The organism is Duganella sp. FT27W, from assembly GCF_009295655.1.
GTDB lineage: Bacteria > Pseudomonadota > Gammaproteobacteria > Burkholderiales > Burkholderiaceae_D > Rugamonas > Rugamonas zoogloeoides.
In genome coordinates this window covers 537,863-557,989 of the sequence record NZ_WHIV01000003.1, presented here as the reverse complement: position 1 = coordinate 557,989, position 20,127 = coordinate 537,863, and the positions used below count along the sequence as shown (strand labels likewise).

The window sequence follows — 20,127 nt, the reverse complement described above, 5'->3', positions numbered from 1 at the left end:
CACCAACACGGCGCCGCAGAGCGCCTGGACATGAAACGGGGGCAGCCATGTTAGCCAACTTCGCGGGCGTGCTGTTCGATGGCATCGCCTATGGCAGCTTGCTGTTCCTGATCAGCGTGGGCCTGTCGGTCACGATGGGCATGATGAACTTTATTAACCTGGCCCACGGCGCCTTTGCCATGCTGGGCGGGTATGTGAGCGTGACCGTGTTGTCCGCCCTGGGCGTGCCGTTCCTGGCGTCGCTGCCGCTGGCGTTCATCGCGTCGGCCCTCGTGGGGCTAGTGCTCGAGCGGCTGCTGTACCGGCGCCTGTACAAGGCCAGCCACCTGGACCAGGTGCTGTTCTCGATCGGTCTCACCTTCATGTCGGTGGCCACTGCCACCTACTTCTTCGGCCCTACCCAGCAGCCGGTCACGCTGCCGGAATGGCTGCGTGGCCAGGTGCATGTCCTGGGCCTGGACGTGGGCGCCTACCGGGTATTCCTGATCGGCGTGGTGGTGCTGGTGACGATTGCTCTCGGCCTGCTGATCGAGCGTACCCGCTTCGGCGCGCAGATCCGCGCCTCGGTGGACAACCAGACCGCGTCGGCCGGCCTCGGTATCAATGTGAGCCTGGTATTCAGCCTGACGTTTGCGCTGGGCTCCGGCCTGGCCGGCCTTGGCGGCGGTCTCGGTATCGACGTGCTGGGTCTCGACCCGAGCTTCCCGATCAAGTACATGGTGTACTTCCTGCTGGTGGTGGCTGTAGGCGGCGCCGGCACCATCAAGGGTCCGCTGGTGGCGGCGCTCATCCTCGGCGTGTTCGACGTGGCCGGCAAATACTATGTGCCGGAAATCGGCGCCTTCGTGATCTACGCGCTGATGGTGGTGCTGCTGATCCTGTTCCCCGCTGGCCTGATCAGGAGGAAAGCATGAACGCCATGACCGACACCTTGAAACCCGCAACCGTTGCGAAGACCACCATGACCACCATTCCAACCGCGCATCTGAACCTGCCCAACGACCGCTGGAAGCCGCTGGAAATCGTGTTCTGGCTGCTGCCCATCGCCGCCTACTTCGCCTTCCCCGGCTACCTGGTCCTGATCAGCCAGATCATGATCATCGGCCTGTTCGCCCTGTCGCTGGACCTGATCCTCGGCTACGCCGGCATCGTCTCGCTGGGCCATGCCGCGTTCTTCGGCCTCGGCGCCTACACTGCCGGCCTGCTGGCCGTGCATGGCTGGGGCGAGCCGCTCAGCGGCCTGCTGGCGGGGGCCGTGGTGGCCGGCATCTTCGGCTTCATCGTCTCGTTCCTGGTCGTGCGCGGCCAGGACCTCACGCGCCTGATGGTCACGCTGGGCATCTGCCTGATGCTGCACGAAGCGGCCAACAAGGCTTCGTGGCTGACCGGCGGCGTCGATGGCCTGTCGGGCATGATGGTCGGTAACCTGTTCGGCAAGTTCGAATTCGACTTGAACGGCACGGTGGCCTTCTGGTACAGCTTTGCGGTGCTGTTCATCCTGTTCGTGGTGCTGCGCCGGCTGGTCAAGTCGCCATTCGGTCTGAGCCTGATCGGTATCCGCGAAGGTGTGCGCCGCATGCCGTCGCTCGGCGTCAACGTCAATCGCCGCCTGGTCGCCATCTACACCGTCTCGGCCGTGATTGCCGGTGTAGCCGGCGGCCTGCTGGCGCAGACCACGCAGTTTGTCGGTCTCGATTCGCTCGGTTTCCCCCGTTCGGCCGAACTGTTGATCATGCTGGTATTGGGCGGCACCGGGCGCCTGTACGGCGCGCTGATCGGCGCTGCCGTGTTCATGGTGGCGCAGGATTACATCTCCGGTCTCAATCCCGCTTACTGGCAGTTCTATATCGGCTTGCTGCTGGTGCTGATCGTGCTGTTTGCGCGCGGCGGCATCCTCGGTGGCCTGGAAAAACTGGCGGCTGGCTTCAAATCGAAAAAGGAGGCAGCATGAGCACCGTCGGCACCGACATCACCTTGCGCACCGAAGGACTGTCCAAGCGCTGGGGCGCATTCCTGGCCAACAGCGATGTGAGCCTCACCTTCAAGCCCGGCGCGCGCCACGCGCTGATCGGTCCCAATGGCGCGGGCAAGACCACCTTCATCAACCTGCTGACCGGCAGCTTCATGCCCAGCAGCGGCAAGGTGTTCTTGGGCGGCGAGGATATCACCCAGTTGCCGCAGCATGAACGCGTCCATCGCGGCATGACGCGCACGTTCCAGCTCAACACCCTTTTCGCCGGCATGACGGTACTGGAATCGGTGGCGCTGGCGATCTCCGAGCGGCGCGGCCTGCAGTCGGTCTGGTACAAGACCGTGGCCAACCACCCGGACGTGATCGACGAGGCGATGGCGCTGCTGGCCACCCTCAAGCTCAGCGACCAGGCCAACAGCATCACGCGCAGCATGGCCTATGGCAAGCAGCGGCTGGTGGAAATCGCGCTGGCGCTGGCCACCAGGCCGCGCATCCTGCTGCTCGATGAACCGGCGGCGGGCATTCCGTCAGCCGAGAGCAAGGAGCTGTTCGAAGTGCTGGCCAATTTGCCGCGCGACGTGACGGTGCTGTTCATCGAACACGATATGGGACTGGTGTTCCGCTTTGCCGACCGCATCACGGTCATGGTGGGCGGCAAGGTGCTGACCGAAGGCACGCCCGAAGAAATCGCGGCCGATCCGCGTGTCAAAGAAGTGTACCTGGGGGAGGCGGAGCATGCGTGAATTACTGAAGCTCGATAAAGTCACGGCCGGCTATGGCGAGTCGATCGTCCTGGAAGACGTGTCGTTCACCATGAAAGAAGGCGACAGCCTGGCGCTGCTGGGCCGCAATGGCGTCGGCAAAACCAGCCTGCTGGTGACGCTGATGGGATTGACGCGCCTGCACGGCGGCGGCATTCACTGGGACGGCGCTGACATCGGCCGCATGACCACCCACAAGCGCGCCCGTGCGGGTCTGGGCTGGGTGCCGCAGGAGCGCCATATGTTCCCGTCGCTCACGGTCGAAGAACATCTGACCGTGGTGGCCCGTCCTGGGCCGTGGAACCTGCAAAAGATCTACGAGATCTTCCCGCGCCTGCACGAGCGCCGCACCAACATGGGCAACCAGCTGTCGGGCGGCGAGCAACAGATGGTGGCGATCGCCCGCGCCCTGATGACCAACCCGCGCATCCTGCTGCTGGACGAGCCGATGGAAGGCCTGGCGCCGATCATTGTGCAGGACCTGGTGCGAGTGATCCGCAAGCTGGTGGACGAGGAGGGCATGTCGGTGATCGTGGTGGAACAGCATGCGCGCCTGGCGCTGTCGTTGACCAAGCGCGCCATCGTGCTCGATCGCGGCCGCATCGTGCACGACTCGGACAGCGCCAGTCTGCTGGCCGATGGCGACAAGCTGGACAAGCTGGTCGCGGTGGCTTGATGTCTCCTATTTGACGCTGCCGGTGGCAGCAGTGAGCGGCGCGCGGCTCTGCTCATTGTTTTCCTGGACCAGCTTGGTGAGCAACGCCATGAACTGCAACTGTTCCGGCCCCGTCAACGGCGCCAGCAAACGGCGCCGCAGCCGCTGCGCGCCCGGGATCATGTCGGCCAGTTGCTGCTCGCCCGCGCCGGTGATGGTCAGCGCGCGCTGGCGGCGGTTGGTCGGAATCACCTTGCGCTCCAACAGTCCTTTTTCCTCGAGCCGCGCGCACACGGTGGCGCCGGTGGACGTATCGATGCCGGTGAGCGCGGCCAGCGACACCTGGTCGGTGCCCGGATGGGCCGCCAGGTTGCGCAGTACCGCGTACTGGATCGGCGTCAGGTCGCTGCCCATTTCATCGTAAAAGATCGACACCGATATCTGCTGCGCGCGCCGCAGCAGGTGGCCCGGGTGTTCGTACAGGTCGATCAATTTGCTTTCGGTGTCAGGCATGGCGGTCCTTGGCGCCGCTGGTGCGGCGCAATATGAAAAGAGTTGGGTGCGGTGGTTTACTTCTCCGCTTTCAGGACTATACTTTACGATATTCAGTGTACTGAATATTAAAAACAAAGGAGACAATATGTACCCGAAAAATACCTGGTATGTAGCCTGCACACCGGACGAAATCGACGGCAAGCCGCTGGGCCGCCAGGTCTGCGGCGAGAAGATCGTGTTCTATCGCGGCGCGGACGGCAAGGTGGCGGCGGTAGAGGATTTCTGTCCACATCGCGGTGCGCCGCTGTCGCTCGGCTTTGTCCGCGACGGCAACCTGGTCTGCGGTTATCACGGCCTGGAAATGGGTTGCGAAGGCAAGGTGATCAGCATGCCGGGCCAGCGCGTGCGCGGCTTCCCGTGCATAGTCAGCTACGCGGTGGAGGAGCGCCACGGTTTCATCTGGGTGTGGCCCGGCGACCGCGCACTGGCCGACCCCGCGCAGATCCCTTACCTGGAATGGGCCGAGAGCCCCGAATGGGCTTACGGCGGCGGCCTGTATCACATCAACTGTGAATACCGCCTGATGATCGACAACCTGATGGACCTCACCCACGAAACCTATGTCCACGCATCGAGCATCGGCCAGAAGGAGATCGATGAAGCGCCGGTGACCACCCGCGTCAACGGCGAGGAAGTGATCACCAGCCGCTACATGGAAAACATCATGGCGCCGCCGTTCTGGCGCGCGGCCCTGCGCGGCAATGGCCTTGCCGACGACGTGCCGGTGGACCGCTGGCAGGTGTGCCGCTTCACGCCACCGAGCCACGTGATGATCGAAGTCGGCGTGGCGCACGCCGGTAACGGCGGCTACGACGCCGCGCCGCAGTTCAAGGCGTCGAGCATCGTGGTGGACTTCATCACGCCGGAAACCGAAACCTCGCACTGGTACTTCTGGGGCATGGCCCGCAACTTCAAGCCTGAAGACAAGGAACTGACCGCGACCATCCGCGAAGGACAGGGCAAGATCTTCAACGAAGACCGCGAGATGCTGGAACTGCAGCAGGCCAACCTGATGCGCCACCCGGAACGAAAGCTGCTGGCGCTGAACATCGACGCCGGCGGCATGCAGTCGCGCCGGGTGCTGGAGCAGTGGATGGCCAAGGAAGCCGCGCCGGCTGCCCCTGCGGAGCAGCCGGCATGAGCGCCGGTCTGCTGAGCGTCCGGGTGAACCGCCGGACCCGCGAGGCGGACGACATATGCAGCTATGAACTGGTGAGCGAAGACGGCAGCGAACTGCCGCCGTTTGCCGCCGGTGCGCATATCGACGTCCACGTGGCGCCAGGGCTGGTGCGCCAGTACTCGCTGTGCAACCCGCCGCACGAGCGCCACCGCTACGTGATCGGCGTGCTGCGCGATCCGGTGTCGCGCGGCGGCTCGCGCGCCATGCATGACGGCATCGCGGCCGGCGCCCGGCTGCAAATCAGCGCACCGCGCAACCTGTTCGCCCTGGCGGACGCGCCGCGCAGCCTGCTGCTGGCCGGCGGCATCGGCGTTACGCCCATCCTGGCGATGGCCGAGGCCTTGTCGGCGCAGGGCGCGCAGTTCGAACTGCACTACTGTGCGCGCGCGCCCGAACGCATGGCGTTCCGCGACCGCATCGCCGCTTCGCCCTTCGCTGCTGTCTCGCACCTGTATTTCGATACCGGCGAAAGCGCCCGCAAGCTGGATCTGCCGGCGCTGCTGGCCAGTCTCGATCGCAGCACCCACATCTACTTTTGCGGGCCGGCCGGCTTCATCGACCACGTCAAGGCGGCGGCCGCGCAGCAGCAATGGCCGGCCAACCAGCTGCACCTCGAATATTTCGGCGCTGTCGTGGTGGAGTCGACCGGCGACCAGCCATTCGACGTGGAGCTCAAGTTCAGCGGCGCGGTGTACACCATCCCTGTCGGCGTGACCGTGATGAAGGTGCTGCAGGACGCCGGCGTGTTCGTGCCGGCGTCGTGCGAGCAGGGCGTATGCGGCACGTGCCTGACGCGTGTTCTTGAAGGTGTGCCCGATCACCGCGACCAGTACCTGACCGAAGAAGAACAGGCCGCCAACGACCAGTTCACCCCGTGTTGTTCCCGTTCCAAAACTCCCAGACTGCTGCTGGACTTATAAAAATACCCAAGGAGACATGATGACGAACCATATCAACCAGCCACGCCGCCGCCTCGTGTTGGGCGCTGCCGCTTTATCGACCGGCCTGCTGCCGCTGTCCGCATTTGCCGCCAACCCGTTCAAGGTGGGCCTGATCCTGCCGATGTCCGGGCCGTTCGCCTCCACCGGCAAGCAGATCGAGGCGGCCGTCAAACTGTATCTCGCCCAGAACGGCGCCACGGTGGCGGGCCGGCCGGTGGAAATCCTTCTCAAGGACGACGGCGGCGTGTCGCCCGACGTCACCAAGCGCCTGGCGCAGGAACTGGTCTCGCGCGACAAGGTGCAGGTGCTGGCCGGCTTTGGCCTGACGCCGCTGGCGTTTGCAGCGGCGCCGGTCGCCACGCAGGCCAAGGTGCCGATGATTGTGATGGCCGCCGCCACCTCGGTGATTCCGCAACGCTCGCCGTACATCGTGCGCACCGGTTTTACATTGGCCCAGGTGACCGCGCCCATGGCCCAGTGGGCGGCAAAAAACAAGATCCGCACGGTGGTGACGCTGGTCAGCGATTACGGCCCCGGGCTAGACGCCGAAAAAGTGTTCGTCAAGGGCTTTACGGAAGGCGGCGGCAAGGTCGTGGAAACGGTGCGCGCGCCGCTGCGCAATCCTGACTACGCGCCGTTCCTGGCCAAGGTGCGCGACCTGAAACCGGACGCGCTGTTCGTGTTCGTGCCATCGGGCGAAGGTGCGGCGGTGCTCAAGCAGTTCACCGAGCGCGGACTGGCCGCAGCGGGCGTACGCCTGATCTGCACCGGCGACGTGCTCGATGACGACCTGATGGCCAGCATCGGCCCGGCAGCGGCCGGCGTGGTGAGCAGCCACCACTACTCGGCCGCGCATCCGTCGGCCGAGAACAAGGTGTACGTGGACGCGTTCCAGAAAGCGAACAAGGGCATGCGTCCGAACTTCCACTCGGTGGGCGCGTACGACGGCATGCACCTGCTGTACCAGGCGCTGAAAAAAACCGGCGGCGACAGCAATGGCGACAAGCTGCTGGCGGCAATGAAAGGGATGGCGTGGACCAGTGTGCGCGGACCGGTGAGCATCGATGCAGCAACGCGCGATATCGTGCAGACCGTGTATATCCGCAAGGCGGAGCTGGTGGGAGGAGGGTACTACAACGTGGAGTTCGACCAGGTGGAAAAGGTGCGCGATCCCGGCGTATAAGCCAGACAGGGAGAGAGTCCGTCACCGGCTGTCGCAGCGATGACGGACCCCGAGACTTACAAGTTTGCGATAAACCCGCGTACTGCAGCGCTGAACGCTTCCGGCTGCTCGATATAGCTCAAATGCGAAGCGTCTTTCAGCACCTCCAGCTGGGCACCTTCAATGCCCTCGGCCAGCACCTGCGCCATTGCCACCGGCGTGCCCTGGTCCAGTTCTCCCGCAATCACCAGCGTCGGCGCCTTGATCTGGCCCAGGCGCGCCGTGGTATCCACGGTTCCCACCGCGTGGCAGCAGCCCGCATAGCCGACGTTGTCGGTCGCTGCCACCCGGCGGCGAAAGCGCGTCACGGTGCCCGGATGCGCAGCGCGGAAGGCGTCGTGGAAGTAGCGGCCCATCACCGCATCGGCGATCGGTTCGATGCCTTCGAGCTGCACGGTGGCGATGCGCTGGCGCCAGACTTCCTGGGCCGGCGCCGGGTAGCCGGACGTGGTGTTGGCCAGCACCAGCGCTCGTACCAGGGCCGGATGGCGCAGCGCCAGCTCCTGGCCGACCATGCCGCCCATCGACAAGCCGATCCACACCACCGGGCCGGTATCGAGCTCGCGCAGTAGTGCGGCCGCGTCGTCGGCCAGGTCGGCCATCGCGTAGGCGCCGGGCGGTGATTCCGAACTGCCGTGGCCGCGATGGTCGTAGGTGATGACGCGGTGATCAAGTGCCAGCTGGTTGGCCAGCTGGTCCCACATGGTCAAATCGCAACCGAGCGCGTGGCTCAGTACCACCGTGTGGCGTGGCGCCTTGCCATTGCGTGGTTCGCGCACCGTGTAGTGGAGGGCTGGCCTGCCGCTACTGCGTCCTGCGCGGCCCACGCCCGGATGGCTTGCTGCCAGCGGCGCCGAGGGTTCCAGTTCGTAGCCGATCTGCGGACCGACTTCGCGCAGGATCGCCATGGCGTGGGTGAATGCGGTGTTCGCGGCCGGCACGCCGGCGTAGATGGCGGACTGGATCAATACTTCCTTCAATTCGTCGGGCGTGAGGCGGTTGCTGTCGTCGCCCAGCAGCGCGGCGCGCACGTGCAGGTCGAATTCTTCCCAGCGGCCCAGCGCGATGGTGATCGAGAGGACGATGGCGCGGCGCGTTTTCTGCTCCAGGCCGGGGCGTCCCCAGATCTCGTTCCAGGCGAAACGCGTGATCAGGTTCTGGAAGTCGGCATTGAACTGGTTGGCGTTGCCGAGCGAACGCTCCACCCACGCGTCGCCGAGGATGGCGCGGCGGTTGCCCAGCCCGCGCTCGAAGTCGTGGTCGATCGGGTCGAAACTCATAAGATACTCACTTGGAAAAATGGTGGATGTCGTCGCGCAGGCGGCGCAACTGTTCCTGCGCCAGCTTGTGCGCCGGTGCGGTGGCGGCGACGGGGTCGAACAGGGTGCGCAGGTGCGCCAGGTCGATGGCGGCTTGCAGTTGCGGGTCGGCGGCAATCGCCTCTTCCAGGACGTCGGCCAGGTGGCGCCCGCTGGTCAGCGATTCGCCCGTCATTTTTTCCAGCAGCGCGTGGGCGGCGGACTTGCCGATGGTGGCGGCCAGGTAGCTCGACGCGGCCTCTGCGAACACCAGCCCTTGCAGGCTGTCGATATTGCGGCGCATGCGCGCGGTGTCGATGTGCAGGCCGGCGAACGCTTCGTCCAGCGCCTGCAAGGCGCCGTGCGCGCTCAGGAACAGCCCGGGCCACTCGGCCAGTTCGGCCTGCCAGTTGCCCAGGCCCCGTTCGTGCTGCTGTCCCATGGCGGCCAGCAGCGCGGCGGCGTGTTGCGGAGTGCGGGTGGCGGCGGCCAGCGCGATCATCGCCGAGACAGGATTGCGCTTGTGCGGCATGGCCGACGAACCGCCCCGGCCATTGCCCGAAGGCTCGGCCAGTTCCGCGATCTCTCCTTGCGCCATCAGGCTCAGGTCTGTTGCCAGCTTGCCCAGGCTGCCCGTCAGTACCGCCACTTCCAGGCCCAGGCGCACCCATTCGTCGCGCTGCGTGTGCCAGGCCGCGTCGGCCAGGCGCAGATCGAGCGCTTGCGCCATGCGGGCGCCCACGGCGGCGCCTTGCTCGCCCATCACCGCCAGCGTGCCCACTGCGCCGCCCAGTTGCAGCTGCAAGGCGCGCTGCGCGCATTCGCGCAAACGCGCGCGCGCGCGCACCAGCGGCGCCAGCCAGCCGGCGAGCTTGAAGCCGAAGCTGGTCACCTGTGCCGGCTGCATCAGGGTACGCGCCAGCACCGGCGTGGCCAGGCGTTCTCCAGCCAGCAGCAACAGGCGGCCGGTGAGGTCGTGCAGGCCGTCGTCGAGCAGTTGCAGGGCGTCACGCGTGGCCAGCACCATGGCCGTGTCGATCACGTCCTGGCTGGTGCTGCCCCAGTGGACCTTGCTCGCAGCTTCCTGGTCGTACAGGGCCACGGTCTTGGTCAGCTCCTTGACCAGCGGGATGGCCAGGCTGCCGGCGCGGCGGCCGGCGGTGATCAGGGCGGGGATGTCGTACAGCTGGGCGTTGCACACGCCGGCAATCGCCCGCGCAGCCGATTGCGGCAGCAGGCCTTCGTCGGCCTGCGCCTGCGCCAGCGCCTGCTCGAAACGGAACATGCCCTGCACGATGGCCGCGTCGTCGAACACGGCGATCATGTTGGTAGTGGTCAAAAAGCTGTCGAAGATCGATACACTCACTGCGGCTCCAGGCTAAACGTAGTCGAAGAAGGCGGTTTCCATGTCGCCTTGCATGCGGATGTCCCAGCGATACTGGCCGTCCGATGTTTTCGTTGCGAGCAGGGTGGGGCGGCGCGTGGCCGGCACCTGTTCCAGTATCGCCGATTTTGCCAGCTCGGCGTCGTCGGCCAGGAACACGGCGGTGAACTGGTGCTTGACCAGGCCGCGCGCGAACACGGTAACGTAGGCTACCGGCTGGCCGGGCGCCAGCGCGATATCGGCCAGGGTAAAGGTGAAGCCGCCCTGGTCGTCGCTGGGGATGCGGCGGAAGGCGGGAATATCGCGCGCTGCTTCCACTCCGGCAGCGCCGGGCTGCCAGGCCTCGATCTGGGCATCGTTGATCGGCACGCCGTCGCCATCGTAGATGGTGCCGGCAATCGTGATGCCGGCGGCAGCCGCGCTGGCGACAGTGCCAAGCTCCACCGCCCACTGCCACGCTTCGTGCGAGAACGGACCGATGGTTTGGGAGGTTGTGATAGGTGTGGTCATGTGGTGCTCCTCAGATGCCCATGGGCGTGGCGTTGCGTCCGCGCAGGACGATATCGAATTCGTAGCCCAGCATCTGGTCGCTCACCGTCTCTTCGAGACTGAAACGCGAAATCAGGCGCTGGCGCGCGGCCAGGTCGGGAATGCTCTGGAAGATCGGGTCGTAGTCGAACAGCGGGTCGCTGGGGAAGTACATCTGTGTGACCAGGCGCTGCGCATACACATTGCCGAACAACGAAAAATGGATGTGGGCGGGACGCCAGGCCTTGTGGTGGTTGCCCCACGGGTAAGGGCCCGGCTTGATGGTCACAAAACGGTAGCGGCCTTCGTCGTCGGTCATCATCTTGCCCCAGCCGTTGAAGTTAGGGTCGAGCGGCGCGTCGTGCTGGTCCTTCTTGTGGCGGTAGCGGCCAGCCGCATTGCATTGCCAGACTTCGACCAGCGAATTGCGCACCGGCTTGCCGTCTTCATCGACCACGCGGCCGGTGACCACGATCTTTTCACCCAGCGGCGCGCCGTCGCCTTGCGCGGTCAGGTCGGTGTCGAACGGCAGCAGGATGCGCGGGGAGGGCGCGATGTTCTCGCTCACCGGCACTGGCGCGTTGATGCGCAGCGCCGGCTGCAACGGGCCGCGCTTGAGCGTGGATTTATACGGTGGATAAACGAGTTCGGGATAGACGCCGGCGGCGATGGTGTCGAATTTCACAGCTGTCTCCTTGGTGTTGGTGCCAACGATGTTAGGCAAAGCACCGCGCTGCCACAAGACGCCTGGTGCGTGCTATATTCGACATGCGCACGTTTTGTGCGCATAGCGCCCAAAACCGCATTTATCTGCTTATGACAACCGACATCGACGACAATCCCAGCCCGCGCGACCTGGTGGGCGGCCTGGAAAAAGGGCTGCAAGTGATCCAGGCGTTCGACCAGGAACGCAGCCGCCTCAGTATCGCGGACGTGGCCGCGCACACGGGCCTCACGCGCGCGGCGGCGCGGCGCTACCTGATCACGCTCACGCACCTCGGCTATATGCGGCACGAGAACAAGCTGTTTTCGTTGACGCCGATGGTGCTGCGGCTCGGCCAGTCGTACCTGCATTCGGCGCGCTTGCCGCGCCTGGCGCAGCCGCTGTTGTACCGGCTCGCGTATTCGCTGGGCGAGGCGTCGTCGGTGGGCATACTCGATCATGACCAGCTGGTGTGCGTGGCGGCGGTGAGCGCCGGCCAACTGGTTTCGAGCACGCTGCAGCCGGGCACCCGGGTACCCGCGTGGTGTACCGCCAATGGCCGCATGCTGCTGGCCAGCCTGCCGCCTGCGCAGCTGGACGCCTACCTCGAGCGCGTGCAGCCCGAGCAGATCACCGAGCACACCATCGCCAGCAAGGAACGCCTGGCGCTGGAGATCGCCCGCGCCCGCGCCCAGGGTTACGCGCTGGTGGACCAGGAGCTGGAACTGGGCTTGCGCACGCTGTCGGTCCCGCTGCGCAATTTCCGCAACGAGGTGGTGGCGGCCATGAACATCAGCGTCCACGCGGGCCGCATGCCGCCGGGCGAGATGGTGGAGCGCTGCCTGCCGGCGCTGATCAAGATCCAGGTGGAACTGAACGCGCTATTGTGACGGCACGCGCAGCCGGAACGCCTTCGGCGTCACGCCCACGCGCTTCTTGAACAGGCGGCTGAAATACGCCGGGTCCTGGAACCCCAGCTCGTAGGCGATGCTGGCAATGCTGGCCGGGACATAGGTGAGCTTGCGGCAGGCTTCGAGCATCAGCCGGTCCTGGGCGATGTCGAACGCCGATTTGCCGGCCAGTTTGACGCACAGGCGGTTCAACCGGGTGGGCGTGGCGCGCAGCGCGCCGGCATAGTCGGCCACCTGCCATTGGTCCTTGTAGTGCTGCTCCACCTCGGCGCGAAAGCGCGAAAACAGTTCGAAGTCCAGGCGGCCCGACTGGTCGGCGATGCGGTGCTCGGCGTGCACGCGCACCAGCAGCAGCAACACGCAGCGCGCCAGCCAGTCGAGCATCAGGGTGTGGCCGTGCTGCGGCCAGGTCGCCTCGGCCAGCAACTGCTGCAGCAGCACCTCCAGGCGTGCGCGCATCTCGGGCAGGGCCGCCAGGTCGATCGCCAGCGGCGCCATGAACAGCGACGCGTACAAATCGGCCTGGTTTTCAGCCGCCGAAAACACCACGTTCTGGTCCACCGTCAGCACATAGCCGTGCGCCTCGGGCGCGAAGTCGAAGCCGTGGGCCACGGCCGGGTTGATGGTGATGACGGTCGGCCCCTGGCACTCCCACACCTCGTCTTCCACGCCGGCGCGCACTTCGCCGCCGAACAAAAAAAGTACCTGAAACATGCCCGGATGCGTATGGCGGTCGATATGCCAGTCGTACACGCGGCTGCGGGTTTCGATCAGCTCGATATGAACGGATTCTGCGTTTTCCGCCCGTGTTTGCTCGCCGTACAGGGCGAAGCGCGGAATTGCGGCGGTGGTGTTTTCAAGTAGCGGCGCAGTCTTGGGCATGGCGGGTGCGGTAGGAGGTCTGTCGAAATAGTACAAGTTTTATGCGCTTTCCTCCATGTTTTTTCTGCCGGTGCGGCGCTACGATGCAGCCATAACACTTCAAACAACAACCCGGAGACACACCATGCATACCCAGGTAGCCATCATCGGCGCCGGCCCCGCCGGCCTTCTGTTATCCCATCTGCTGCACTTGCAGGGCATCGAATCGGTCGTCATCGAATCGCGCTCGCGCGACGATATCGAGGCGACCATCCGCGCGGGCGTGCTGGAACAGGGCACGATGGACATCCTCAACGAGTCCGGGGTTGGTGAACGCATGCGCACCATCGGCGCGCTGCACCACGGCGTGGAGCTGTCGTTCGACGGCAAGCGTCACCGCATCGACCTGACCGAGTTGACGGGCAAGGCGATTACCGTCTATCCGCAGCACGAGGTGATCAAGGACCTGGTAGCGGCGCGCCTGGCGGCCCAGGGCCAGATTCTGTTCGAGGTGTCCGGTGTGGCGCTGCATGGCGTGGAGACCGACAAGCCGTCGGTGACGTTCATCCATCGCGGCGAGGAGGCCCGTATCGATGCCGATTTCATTATCGGCGCCGATGGCTATCATGGCGTGTCGCGTGCGTCCATGCCGGGGCAGGAGCAGCGCCGCGATTTCCAGCGCATCTACCCGTTTGGCTGGTTCGGCATTTTGGTGGAATCAAGCCCGTCGTCCGACGAGTTGATCTACGCGCAGCACGATCGCGGTTTTGCGTTGGTCAGCACACGGTCGCCAACCGTACAACGCCTATACTTCCAGTGCGACCCGAAAGACCATGTCGATAACTGGTCCGACGACCGCATCTGGTCCGAACTGCACGCCCGGCTGGAAAACAACGATGGCTGGAAGGTCAACGAGGGCCGCATCTTCCAGAAGGGGATCATCGCCATGCGCAGTTTCGTGTCCACGCCGATGCAGGCAGGGCGCCTGTTCCTGGCCGGCGATTCGGCGCACATCGTGCCGCCCACCGGCGCCAAGGGCATGAACCTGGCGGTGGGCGACGTCAAGCTGCTGGCGCGCGGGTTCGAACAGTTCTACAAGCAGGGCAGGGATGCGCTGCTGGCCGGTTACACCGACGATGCGCTCAAGCGCATCTGGCGCGCCGAGTACTTCTCGTGGACCATGACGCGCCTGCTGCACACGTTTGCCGACGCCACGCCGTTCGAGCGCGAGATGCAGAGGGCGGAACTGGCCAATATCGTCTCGTCGCGGGCAATGGCCACGGCGCTGGCGGAAAACTATGTCGGTGACTTCTAGTAGCAGGTTTCCGCCCGGGTGATCCGGGTAGGACTGGTCTTACGCTGTGTTATGTTCCTAACCTACATCAGGCGTGTAGGTGGTCCTATAAGGTAGCGAACATAGCGGGGATATAGTGTTGTTCATCAGCCGGCACTTGTAAATAGGCGCCGGCAGCAGACAACAACACTATTCGAAGAGGCCCGCCATGTTCCACGCTACTCAAACTTCCGTCTCCGCCAACACCATCGGCAACGCAGCTCGCACCATCGCGACGGAAGCTTCTGCTACCGTGAGCCTGACCGGCGCCCAACAGAACGAACTGCTGCGCGCCCTGTCGCGCGAAGAGCTGATCGCCATGTTCGCCGACCTGGAACTGGTACCGCTGCAGGCCGGCAAACACCTGTTCGACATCGGCGACAAAATGGACTACGCCTTCTTCCCGACCAACGCCATCATCTCGCTGCAATACGTGACCGAAGAAGGCGGCGCCACCGAGATCGCAGTGGTCGGCCGCGAAGGTGTGGTGGGTGTGTCGATGTACGAGACCGAACGCGCCAACTGCTCGGCCGTGGTGCAAACCTCGGGCTACGGCTACCGCGTTCGCGCCTCGGTGCTGCGCAATGCCTTCTTCAGCGGCGGCGCCCTGGCCCAGCAACTGATGCGCCACACCAGCGCCCTGTTCGCCCAGCTGGCGCAAACCGTCGCCGGCGTGCGTCACGGCAGCATCGAACAGCGCCTGTGCCGCTGGCTGCTCGAACGCCTGGACCGCTCGCTGTCGAACGAACTCAAAGTAACCCAGGAAATGATCGCCAACATGCTGGGCGTGCGCCGCGAAAGCATCACCTGCTCGGCCGGCAAGCTGCAGGAAGAAGGCCTGATCGTTTATCGTCGCGGCACCGTCACCGTCATTGACCGCGCCGGCATGGAACGCCGCGCCGGTGGTTGCTACACCCCTGCATAATCCTCGTTTGCACTGAACCGCCCGGTCCCGGTGCGGCTCAGTGCAGATAGCGTGGCGCCTGCTGGAGCTGATCCAGCTTGCGCTGCACCACCTGGTACCAGGCGTTGGCCCAACGCGAAGCCCTCACCGATTCTTCCACCGTAGCAGCGGACATGGTCCGCTGCACGGCCACCATCTGCCGATGCAGAGCGTAGGCCGCTGGGGGATGCTTTTTGACGGTGTTGTGCGAGGTATCCATGGGTTCATTCTGCCCCGGCTCCGATTTCCCGGCTGTACGCTGCCTCACCTTGGTTGATCTGAACGAGAATACGTAAACCGCATAACGATGGAAGTTTTCATTCGTTTTCCAAGTTTGCGGCCGTCTCTATACTTGATTCCGTAGCAGTTCGCGGAGGTCAGGATGGTTGGGCATTATGCAAGGTCGGAATATCTCGATAGTCTTCAGCGCGCCGAAGTGGCATGCGAACGCGCCCGCCCCCTGTGGCGTGCCGAGTGGCCCACCTGGATGCTGATTGTGGCGATCTACGGCGGCTGGCTGCTCACGTTGGCCAACTGGCGCGTATTGAGTACTGTCCCGGCAACGCTGCTCATGATCTGGTGGAGCGCCTGGTACATGTCGCTCCAGCACGAGCTGATACACGGCCATCCTACGCCGTGGCCATCGGTGAATCGCCTGTTCGGCTACGCGCCGCTGGCGATCTGGTATCCGTACCGCCTGTACCGCGAAAGCCACCTGGCGCACCACGTCGATTCGCATCTGACCATGCCGGCGCTCGATACCGAGAGCCAGTACATCTGCCCGCGCGAGTGGGCGGGCATGAGCCGGCCGGTGCGGCTGGTGTACTGGTTCAACAAGACGTTCTGGGGCCGGGTGCTGGTGGGGCCGGCGCTGGCCATCGGCGGCACCCTGTTCGAGGCGGTGCGCCAGCCCTGGCGCGGCGACTGGCGCTACGTGCCGATGTGGCTTGCGCATATCGCCATGGTGGCGGCGCTGCTGTGGTGGATATCATCCGCGTTCGGCGTGCCGGCGTGGTGGTACCTGCTGACGATATCGTACCCGGCGCAATCGCTGGCCATGGTACGCTCGTACCACGAGCACCGCCCTGCGCAAGACCACAAGCAGCGCATCGTGCTCAACGAAGCAGGGTGGTTTTTCCGCCTGCTGTTCCTCAATAACAATCTGCACCTGGTGCACCACGACCTGCCGTCGTTGCCATGGTATTTGCTGCCGCGCGTGTACCGCGCCAGGCGCGATATCTACAATGCGCGCAGCGGCGGTTTTCACGTGGACGGCTACGGCGAATTGATGCGCCGTTACGGTTTTACCGCCATCGACGCGCCGGTGCATCCCCTCATGAATGATCATGCACTGGAAAACCGCGCTGCCCATGTATAACGTCTCGCCCCGTTTGCAGCAGGGTTACGACACCCTGCTCGCGGTGCTGATCGATGAAGCCGGGGTGCGCGCCACGCCGGACCATCCAGCCTCCCTGATCGATTTCTGGCGCCGGCCCGACCTGCTGGTGAGCCAGACCTGCGGCTACCCGTATGTCACCCAGCTGCGCGGCCAGGTGCAGTTGCTGGCCACGCCCGCCTACGACTTTCCCGGTTGTGACGACTGCGATTATTCGAGCGTGATCGTCACCCGCACCGGCAGCGGCATCGCCAGCCTGGAACAGGCGCGCGGGCGCGTGGCGGCGATCAACGACGCCCACTCCAACAGCGGCATGAACGCGCTGCGCCATGCGGTGGCGCCATTCGCTGGCGGCGGCGAGTTCTTTGGCGCGATAAAGTGGTCGGGCAGCCATTCGGCCAGCCTGGCGCTGGTGGCAAGCGGCGATGCGGACATCGCCGCCATCGATTGCGTTACCTATGGCTATATCGCGCAGGAGTACCCGGAGCGGCTGCGCGCGATCTCGGTGCTCGACTACTCGGCGTCTGCGCCGGGGTTGCCGTTCATCGCGGGCGGGCAGGTGCCGGCACACTTGGTGGAGCGCCTGCGGGCAGCGTTGTTGTGGCCGAGTGCGCGGCTGCGCGCGGCCATGGATGTGTTGCGCATCAAGGGTTTCGATTATCTCGACGATGCGGCGTACGACCGCATTACCCGGATGGCTGGCGCCGCGCTTACAGCGTAGCCTTGCCGTTCCACAGCGGCACCGCCGTCGCATCGAGCTTGCGCGGCAGCAGGCCTTCGTTGTGGAAGGCGTCGGCGATGCGCTGCTGTTCGGCCAGCGCGTCCTTGACCACCAGCCGCACTTCGTAGCTGCGGCGGCCGTTGGCCAGTTCCACGGTTTTCGCATCCAGGCCCCACGCTGGCGCCAGCAATTCTGCCGCTTCCTTCGGTGACTGCTTGACCCATTTTCCGGTCTTGCGCAGCGCTTCGAATACCACTGCCAGCACATCGGGGCGCGCCTGCGCATACGCGGTGGAAGCCAGGTAGTAGCGCTGGTAGTCGGCGACACTGCGGCCATCGGCCAGGATGCGCACGGTGGATTGGCGCTGCACGCCGGCCAGGTACGGATCCCACGTGACCCATGCAGCCACGCTGCCGCGCTCGAAAGCGGCGCGGCCGTCGGCCGGCGACAGGTAGGCCGGCTCGATATCCTTGAAGCGCAGACCCGCTTTTTCCAGCGCCGCGATCAGCAGGTAATGGCTGCCGGCCGCCTTGGTCACCGCGATCTTTTTCCCCTTCAGTTCCGCCACGCTGGCAATCGGCGAATCGGCGCGCACCACGATGGCCTGCGCCGAGGGCGACGGCGACTCCTGGGCGAAATACGTCAGCTGCGCGCCGGCCGCCTGGGCGAACACGGGCACCGTGTCGGCCACGTCGGCGCTCAGATCGACGCCGCCGACATTGAGCGCTTCGAGCAGCGGCAGGCCGCTGGAAAATTCGTGCCAGCTCACCTTCACACCGAGCGGCGCCAGGTCCTGCTCCAGCTGCCCGCGCACCTTGAGGATGGTGAGCAGGGTGGACGATTTCTGATAACCGATGCGCAGCGTGGACGCGGGCTTTTGCGCAAACGAAGCCAATGGCAGCAAGGCGATGGCGGTGAGCAGGGTACGACGGCGCAACAAGGTCATGACGACTCCAGGTAGGGTGGTGGTCGCATTCTAGGGCGCTGCGCGGCGTAGCGGGAACGAATGGTTTCGCGTTTGATTATAGCGTTTGCAACTATGGATGCCGGTATCAGATCCGATATGCGCCATGAAATGATATTATTCTCAAAGAACATATTTAATTATGATAAATAATTAGTTCTAGCATAATTATCGTCAGCATAAGATCGTTCCAACTTGATCATTCGTGGAGCTCTTATGCCTGTCAGTCGTCGCAATTTCCTGGTTCAACTTGCCGCCAGCAGCGGGTATGCCGCCGCTGCCGCCGCCATGACCACGCTCGGTCTCGGCGCTGCCACGGTCGTTGCGGCGGCAGGTCCGGCGCCGGTGCTGCCGCAGCTTGCGCCCGGCTCCGGCAAGGGCAAGCGGGTGCTGGTGCTGGGGGCGGGGATTGCAGGGCTGGTGTCGGCGCACGAGCTGCGCAAGGCCGGATACGAGGTACAACTGATCGAAGCGCGCGACCGCGTGGGTGGCCGCAACTGGACCATCCGCGACGGTACCCGCATCGATTACACCGATGGCAGTACGCAGGTGGCGCAGTTCGAGCCGGGCCACTATTTCAACGCCGGGCCGGCGCGCCTGCCCAGCCATCACCAGGCCATTCTCGGTTACTGCCGCGAGTTCGGCGTGCAGCTCGAAGCGGAGGTCAACACCAGTCGCAGCGCCTACTTCCTGCCCGACCCCGCCCGCGGCGACAAACCGATCCAGCTGCGGCGCGCCATCAACGACGCGCGCGGCCACATCGCCGAGCTGCTGGCCACGTCGGTGGGCAAGGGCGCGCTCGATGATGAACTCAGTGCCGGCGACCGCGCCAAATTGGTCGAGTTTCTCAAGGTGTATGGCGACCTGACGCCGCAGGGTCAGTTCAAGGGCACCGAGCGCTCCGGCTACAAGGTCTTTCCCGGCACCGCCGACCAGGTGGGCGAGCGCCAGGAGCTGCTGTCGCTCGACGCGCTGCTCGACCCCGACCTGTGGACGTCGCTGATCTTCGACGAGCTGCTGATTTTCCAGCCCACCATGCTGCAACCGGTAGGCGGCATGGACCGCATTCCCGCCGCGTTTCACGAGCGCCTGAAAGACGTGGTAAGGCTGGGGACCGAAGTCAAATCGATCCACAACCAGGCCAGCAAGGTGGCGGTGGTGGTGCGCGACCGCGCCAGCGGCAAACAACAGACGCTCGACGCCGATTTCGCCATCGTCACCTTCCCGCTGCCGGTGCTGGCAAAAGTGGAAAACAACTTCGCCCCCAACGTCAAGGCGGCCATCGCCAGCGTGCATTACGACACGGCCAGCAAGATCGCCTGGCAGGCCCCGCGTTTCTGGGAGCTTGATACGCAGATTTACGGCGGCATCTCGATTGTCAAGCACGAGACAGGCCTGATCTGGTACCCGAGCGGCGGCTACCACCAGCCGACCGGCGTGCTGGTGGGCTGCTACAACATCGGCCAGGTGGCGCGCGACTTCACCGCCAAGCCACTGGCCGCGCAATTCGCCTCGTCGCGCGACGTCATCGACCGTGTGCATCCCGGGCGCGGTTCTGCGCTGCATCACCCGGTCAGCGTGGCCTGGCACAAGGTGCCCTACAGCCTGGGCTCCTGGGTGCACTGGGCCACTCCGGCCGAAAAGGAATACACGCTGCTCAACCAGCCCGACGGCCGCGTGCACTTCGCCGGCGAGTACCTGAGCCAGATCGGCGCCTGGCAGGAGGGCGCGGTGCTGTCGGGCCACCACGCCGTCGCCGCCATCGCTGCCCGCAACGCATAACCATCCACCCTAGAAGA

Annotated in this window: 21 protein-coding genes; 13 read left to right on the top strand and 8 right to left on the bottom strand. The window is 64.9% G+C overall.

Going from position 1 to position 20,127, the window contains the following annotated elements:
- Positions 1-47: 47 nt before the first annotated feature.
- From F8197_RS14285 to F8197_RS14270, 4 genes are read left to right on the top strand one after another with little or no spacing between them, the layout of a single operon-like run.
- Positions 48-914 (top strand): branched-chain amino acid ABC transporter permease, encoded by an 867-nt coding sequence (locus F8197_RS14285; RefSeq protein ID WP_152882407.1) that lies wholly within the window; start codon positions 48-50, stop codon positions 912-914.
- Positions 915-961: 47 nt separating this feature from the next.
- Positions 962-1,951, top strand: coding sequence for a branched-chain amino acid ABC transporter permease (locus F8197_RS14280; RefSeq protein ID WP_152882886.1), 990 nt, complete (start codon positions 962-964; stop codon positions 1,949-1,951).
- Positions 1,948-2,715, top strand: a complete 768-nt coding sequence (locus tag F8197_RS14275) for an ABC transporter ATP-binding protein (protein WP_152882406.1) — start codon at positions 1,948-1,950, stop codon at positions 2,713-2,715. The genes F8197_RS14280 and F8197_RS14275 overlap by 4 nt, the downstream gene beginning before the upstream one ends.
- Positions 2,708-3,409, top strand: a complete 702-nt coding sequence (locus F8197_RS14270) for an ABC transporter ATP-binding protein (RefSeq protein WP_152882405.1) — start codon at positions 2,708-2,710, stop codon at positions 3,407-3,409. The genes F8197_RS14275 and F8197_RS14270 overlap by 8 nt, the downstream gene beginning before the upstream one ends.
- Positions 3,410-3,415: 6 nt before the next feature.
- Here the strand turns inward: F8197_RS14270 and F8197_RS14265 are convergent, their stop codons facing one another.
- A complete protein-coding gene (locus tag F8197_RS14265) occupies positions 3,416-3,901 on the bottom strand; it encodes a MarR family winged helix-turn-helix transcriptional regulator (RefSeq protein ID WP_152882404.1) in 486 nt (161 codons plus the stop codon).
- 127 nt (positions 3,902-4,028) lie between these two features.
- Here F8197_RS14265 and F8197_RS14260 point away from each other — a divergent pair, with 127 nt between their 5' ends.
- From F8197_RS14260 to F8197_RS14250, 3 genes are read left to right on the top strand one after another with little or no spacing between them, the layout of a single operon-like run.
- Positions 4,029-5,084, top strand: a complete 1,056-nt coding sequence (locus F8197_RS14260; RefSeq protein ID WP_152882403.1) for an aromatic ring-hydroxylating dioxygenase subunit alpha — start codon at positions 4,029-4,031, stop codon at positions 5,082-5,084.
- Positions 5,081-6,043, top strand: coding sequence for a PDR/VanB family oxidoreductase (locus F8197_RS14255; RefSeq protein ID WP_152882402.1), 963 nt, complete (start codon positions 5,081-5,083; stop codon positions 6,041-6,043). The genes F8197_RS14260 and F8197_RS14255 overlap by 4 nt, the downstream gene beginning before the upstream one ends.
- Before the next feature lie 16 nt (positions 6,044-6,059).
- A complete protein-coding gene (locus F8197_RS14250) occupies positions 6,060-7,247 on the top strand; it encodes an ABC transporter substrate-binding protein (protein WP_152882401.1) in 1,188 nt (395 codons plus the stop codon).
- A 56-nt stretch (positions 7,248-7,303) separates the two neighbouring features.
- Here F8197_RS14250 and pcaD read toward each other — a convergent pair whose 3' ends face one another.
- From pcaD to pcaH, 4 genes are read right to left on the bottom strand one after another with little or no spacing between them, the layout of a single operon-like run.
- Positions 7,304-8,566: a 3-oxoadipate enol-lactonase gene (pcaD, locus tag F8197_RS14245; protein WP_152882400.1), complete on the bottom strand. Its 1,263-nt coding sequence runs from the start codon at positions 8,564-8,566 to the stop codon at positions 7,304-7,306.
- 7 nt (positions 8,567-8,573) lie between these two features.
- Positions 8,574-9,950, bottom strand: a complete 1,377-nt coding sequence (gene pcaB, locus F8197_RS14240) for a 3-carboxy-cis,cis-muconate cycloisomerase (RefSeq protein WP_373996875.1) — start codon at positions 9,948-9,950, stop codon at positions 8,574-8,576.
- Positions 9,951-9,962: 12 nt separating this feature from the next.
- On the bottom strand, positions 9,963-10,478 hold the full coding sequence (locus tag F8197_RS14235) for a hypothetical protein (protein ID WP_056144343.1): 516 nt from the start codon (positions 10,476-10,478) through the stop codon (positions 9,963-9,965).
- Positions 10,479-10,488: 10 nt separating this feature from the next.
- A complete protein-coding gene (pcaH, locus tag F8197_RS14230) occupies positions 10,489-11,181 on the bottom strand; it encodes a protocatechuate 3,4-dioxygenase subunit beta (RefSeq protein WP_373996874.1) in 693 nt (230 codons plus the stop codon).
- Positions 11,182-11,312: 131 nt separating this feature from the next.
- Here pcaH and F8197_RS14225 point away from each other — a divergent pair, with 131 nt between their 5' ends.
- Positions 11,313-12,089 carry an IclR family transcriptional regulator C-terminal domain-containing protein gene (locus F8197_RS14225; RefSeq protein ID WP_152882398.1) on the top strand — a complete coding sequence of 259 codons (777 nt, stop codon included), beginning with the start codon at positions 11,313-11,315 and terminating at the stop codon, positions 12,087-12,089.
- On the opposite strand, the gene F8197_RS14220 is transcribed toward F8197_RS14225, so the two are convergent.
- Entirely contained in the window at positions 12,081-12,992 is a 912-nt protein-coding gene (locus tag F8197_RS14220) for a helix-turn-helix domain-containing protein (RefSeq protein ID WP_152882397.1), read from the bottom strand. The genes F8197_RS14225 and F8197_RS14220 overlap by 9 nt on opposite strands.
- Positions 12,993-13,116: 124 nt before the next feature.
- Here F8197_RS14220 and F8197_RS14215 point away from each other — a divergent pair, with 124 nt between their 5' ends.
- Both F8197_RS14215 and F8197_RS14210 read left to right on the top strand, forming a co-directional pair.
- On the top strand, positions 13,117-14,286 hold the full coding sequence (locus F8197_RS14215) for a 4-hydroxybenzoate 3-monooxygenase (RefSeq protein ID WP_152882396.1): 1,170 nt from the start codon (positions 13,117-13,119) through the stop codon (positions 14,284-14,286).
- Positions 14,287-14,473: 187 nt separating this feature from the next.
- Positions 14,474-15,229 carry a Crp/Fnr family transcriptional regulator gene (locus F8197_RS14210; protein ID WP_152882395.1) on the top strand — a complete coding sequence of 252 codons (756 nt, stop codon included), beginning with the start codon at positions 14,474-14,476 and terminating at the stop codon, positions 15,227-15,229.
- A 37-nt stretch (positions 15,230-15,266) separates the two neighbouring features.
- Here the strand turns inward: F8197_RS14210 and F8197_RS14205 are convergent, their stop codons facing one another.
- Positions 15,267-15,467 carry a hypothetical protein gene (locus F8197_RS14205; RefSeq protein WP_152882394.1) on the bottom strand — a complete coding sequence of 67 codons (201 nt, stop codon included), beginning with the start codon at positions 15,465-15,467 and terminating at the stop codon, positions 15,267-15,269.
- A gap of 162 nt (positions 15,468-15,629) precedes the next feature.
- Between F8197_RS14205 and F8197_RS14200 the strand changes: the two genes are divergently transcribed.
- Complete coding sequence (locus F8197_RS14200) at positions 15,630-16,625, top strand: fatty acid desaturase (RefSeq protein ID WP_152882393.1); 996 nt, start codon at positions 15,630-15,632, stop codon at positions 16,623-16,625.
- On the top strand, positions 16,594-17,364 hold the full coding sequence (locus F8197_RS14195) for a phosphate/phosphite/phosphonate ABC transporter substrate-binding protein (RefSeq protein ID WP_227012245.1): 771 nt from the start codon (positions 16,594-16,596) through the stop codon (positions 17,362-17,364). The genes F8197_RS14200 and F8197_RS14195 overlap by 32 nt, the downstream gene beginning before the upstream one ends.
- Here F8197_RS14195 and F8197_RS14190 read toward each other — a convergent pair.
- Entirely contained in the window at positions 17,354-18,310 is a 957-nt protein-coding gene (locus F8197_RS14190; protein ID WP_152882392.1) for an aliphatic sulfonate ABC transporter substrate-binding protein, read from the bottom strand. The genes F8197_RS14195 and F8197_RS14190 overlap by 11 nt on opposite strands.
- Positions 18,311-18,544: 234 nt before the next feature.
- On the opposite strand from F8197_RS14190, the gene F8197_RS14185 reads away from it, so the two are divergent.
- The gene (locus tag F8197_RS14185; RefSeq protein WP_227012244.1) at positions 18,545-20,110 is read left to right on the top strand and encodes a flavin monoamine oxidase family protein; all 1,566 of its coding nucleotides are present in this window, start codon (positions 18,545-18,547) and stop codon (positions 20,108-20,110) included.
- The last annotated feature ends 17 nt before the right edge of the window (positions 20,111-20,127 follow it).

Excerpts from the sequence above, each read along its gene's own strand:
- F8197_RS14285 (WP_152882407.1), top strand. The coding sequence starts at position 48 with ATGTTAGCCAACTTCGCGGGCGTGCTGTTCGATGGCATCGCCTATGGC.
- F8197_RS14280 (WP_152882886.1), top strand. The coding sequence starts at position 962 with ATGACCACCATTCCAACCGCGCATCTGAACCTGCCCAACGACCGCTGG.
- F8197_RS14275 (WP_152882406.1), top strand. The coding sequence starts at position 1,948 with ATGAGCACCGTCGGCACCGACATCACCTTGCGCACCGAAGGACTGTCC.
- F8197_RS14270 (WP_152882405.1), top strand. The coding sequence starts at position 2,708 with ATGCGTGAATTACTGAAGCTCGATAAAGTCACGGCCGGCTATGGCGAG.
- F8197_RS14265 (WP_152882404.1), bottom strand. The coding sequence starts at position 3,901 with ATGCCTGACACCGAAAGCAAATTGATCGACCTGTACGAACACCCGGGC.
- F8197_RS14260 (WP_152882403.1), top strand. The coding sequence starts at position 4,029 with ATGTACCCGAAAAATACCTGGTATGTAGCCTGCACACCGGACGAAATC.
- F8197_RS14255 (WP_152882402.1), top strand. The coding sequence starts at position 5,081 with ATGAGCGCCGGTCTGCTGAGCGTCCGGGTGAACCGCCGGACCCGCGAG.
- F8197_RS14250 (WP_152882401.1), top strand. The coding sequence starts at position 6,060 with ATGATGACGAACCATATCAACCAGCCACGCCGCCGCCTCGTGTTGGGC.
- pcaD (WP_152882400.1), bottom strand. The coding sequence starts at position 8,566 with ATGAGTTTCGACCCGATCGACCACGACTTCGAGCGCGGGCTGGGCAAC.
- F8197_RS14235 (WP_056144343.1), bottom strand. The coding sequence starts at position 10,478 with ATGACCACACCTATCACAACCTCCCAAACCATCGGTCCGTTCTCGCAC.
- F8197_RS14225 (WP_152882398.1), top strand. The coding sequence starts at position 11,313 with ATGACAACCGACATCGACGACAATCCCAGCCCGCGCGACCTGGTGGGC.
- F8197_RS14220 (WP_152882397.1), bottom strand. The coding sequence starts at position 12,992 with ATGCCCAAGACTGCGCCGCTACTTGAAAACACCACCGCCGCAATTCCG.
- F8197_RS14215 (WP_152882396.1), top strand. The coding sequence starts at position 13,117 with ATGCATACCCAGGTAGCCATCATCGGCGCCGGCCCCGCCGGCCTTCTG.
- F8197_RS14210 (WP_152882395.1), top strand. The coding sequence starts at position 14,474 with ATGTTCCACGCTACTCAAACTTCCGTCTCCGCCAACACCATCGGCAAC.
- F8197_RS14205 (WP_152882394.1), bottom strand. The coding sequence starts at position 15,467 with ATGGATACCTCGCACAACACCGTCAAAAAGCATCCCCCAGCGGCCTAC.
- F8197_RS14200 (WP_152882393.1), top strand. The coding sequence starts at position 15,630 with ATGGTTGGGCATTATGCAAGGTCGGAATATCTCGATAGTCTTCAGCGC.
- F8197_RS14195 (WP_227012245.1), top strand. The coding sequence starts at position 16,594 with ATGCACTGGAAAACCGCGCTGCCCATGTATAACGTCTCGCCCCGTTTG.
- F8197_RS14190 (WP_152882392.1), bottom strand. The coding sequence starts at position 18,310 with ATGACCTTGTTGCGCCGTCGTACCCTGCTCACCGCCATCGCCTTGCTG.
- F8197_RS14185 (WP_227012244.1), top strand. The coding sequence starts at position 18,545 with ATGCCTGTCAGTCGTCGCAATTTCCTGGTTCAACTTGCCGCCAGCAGC.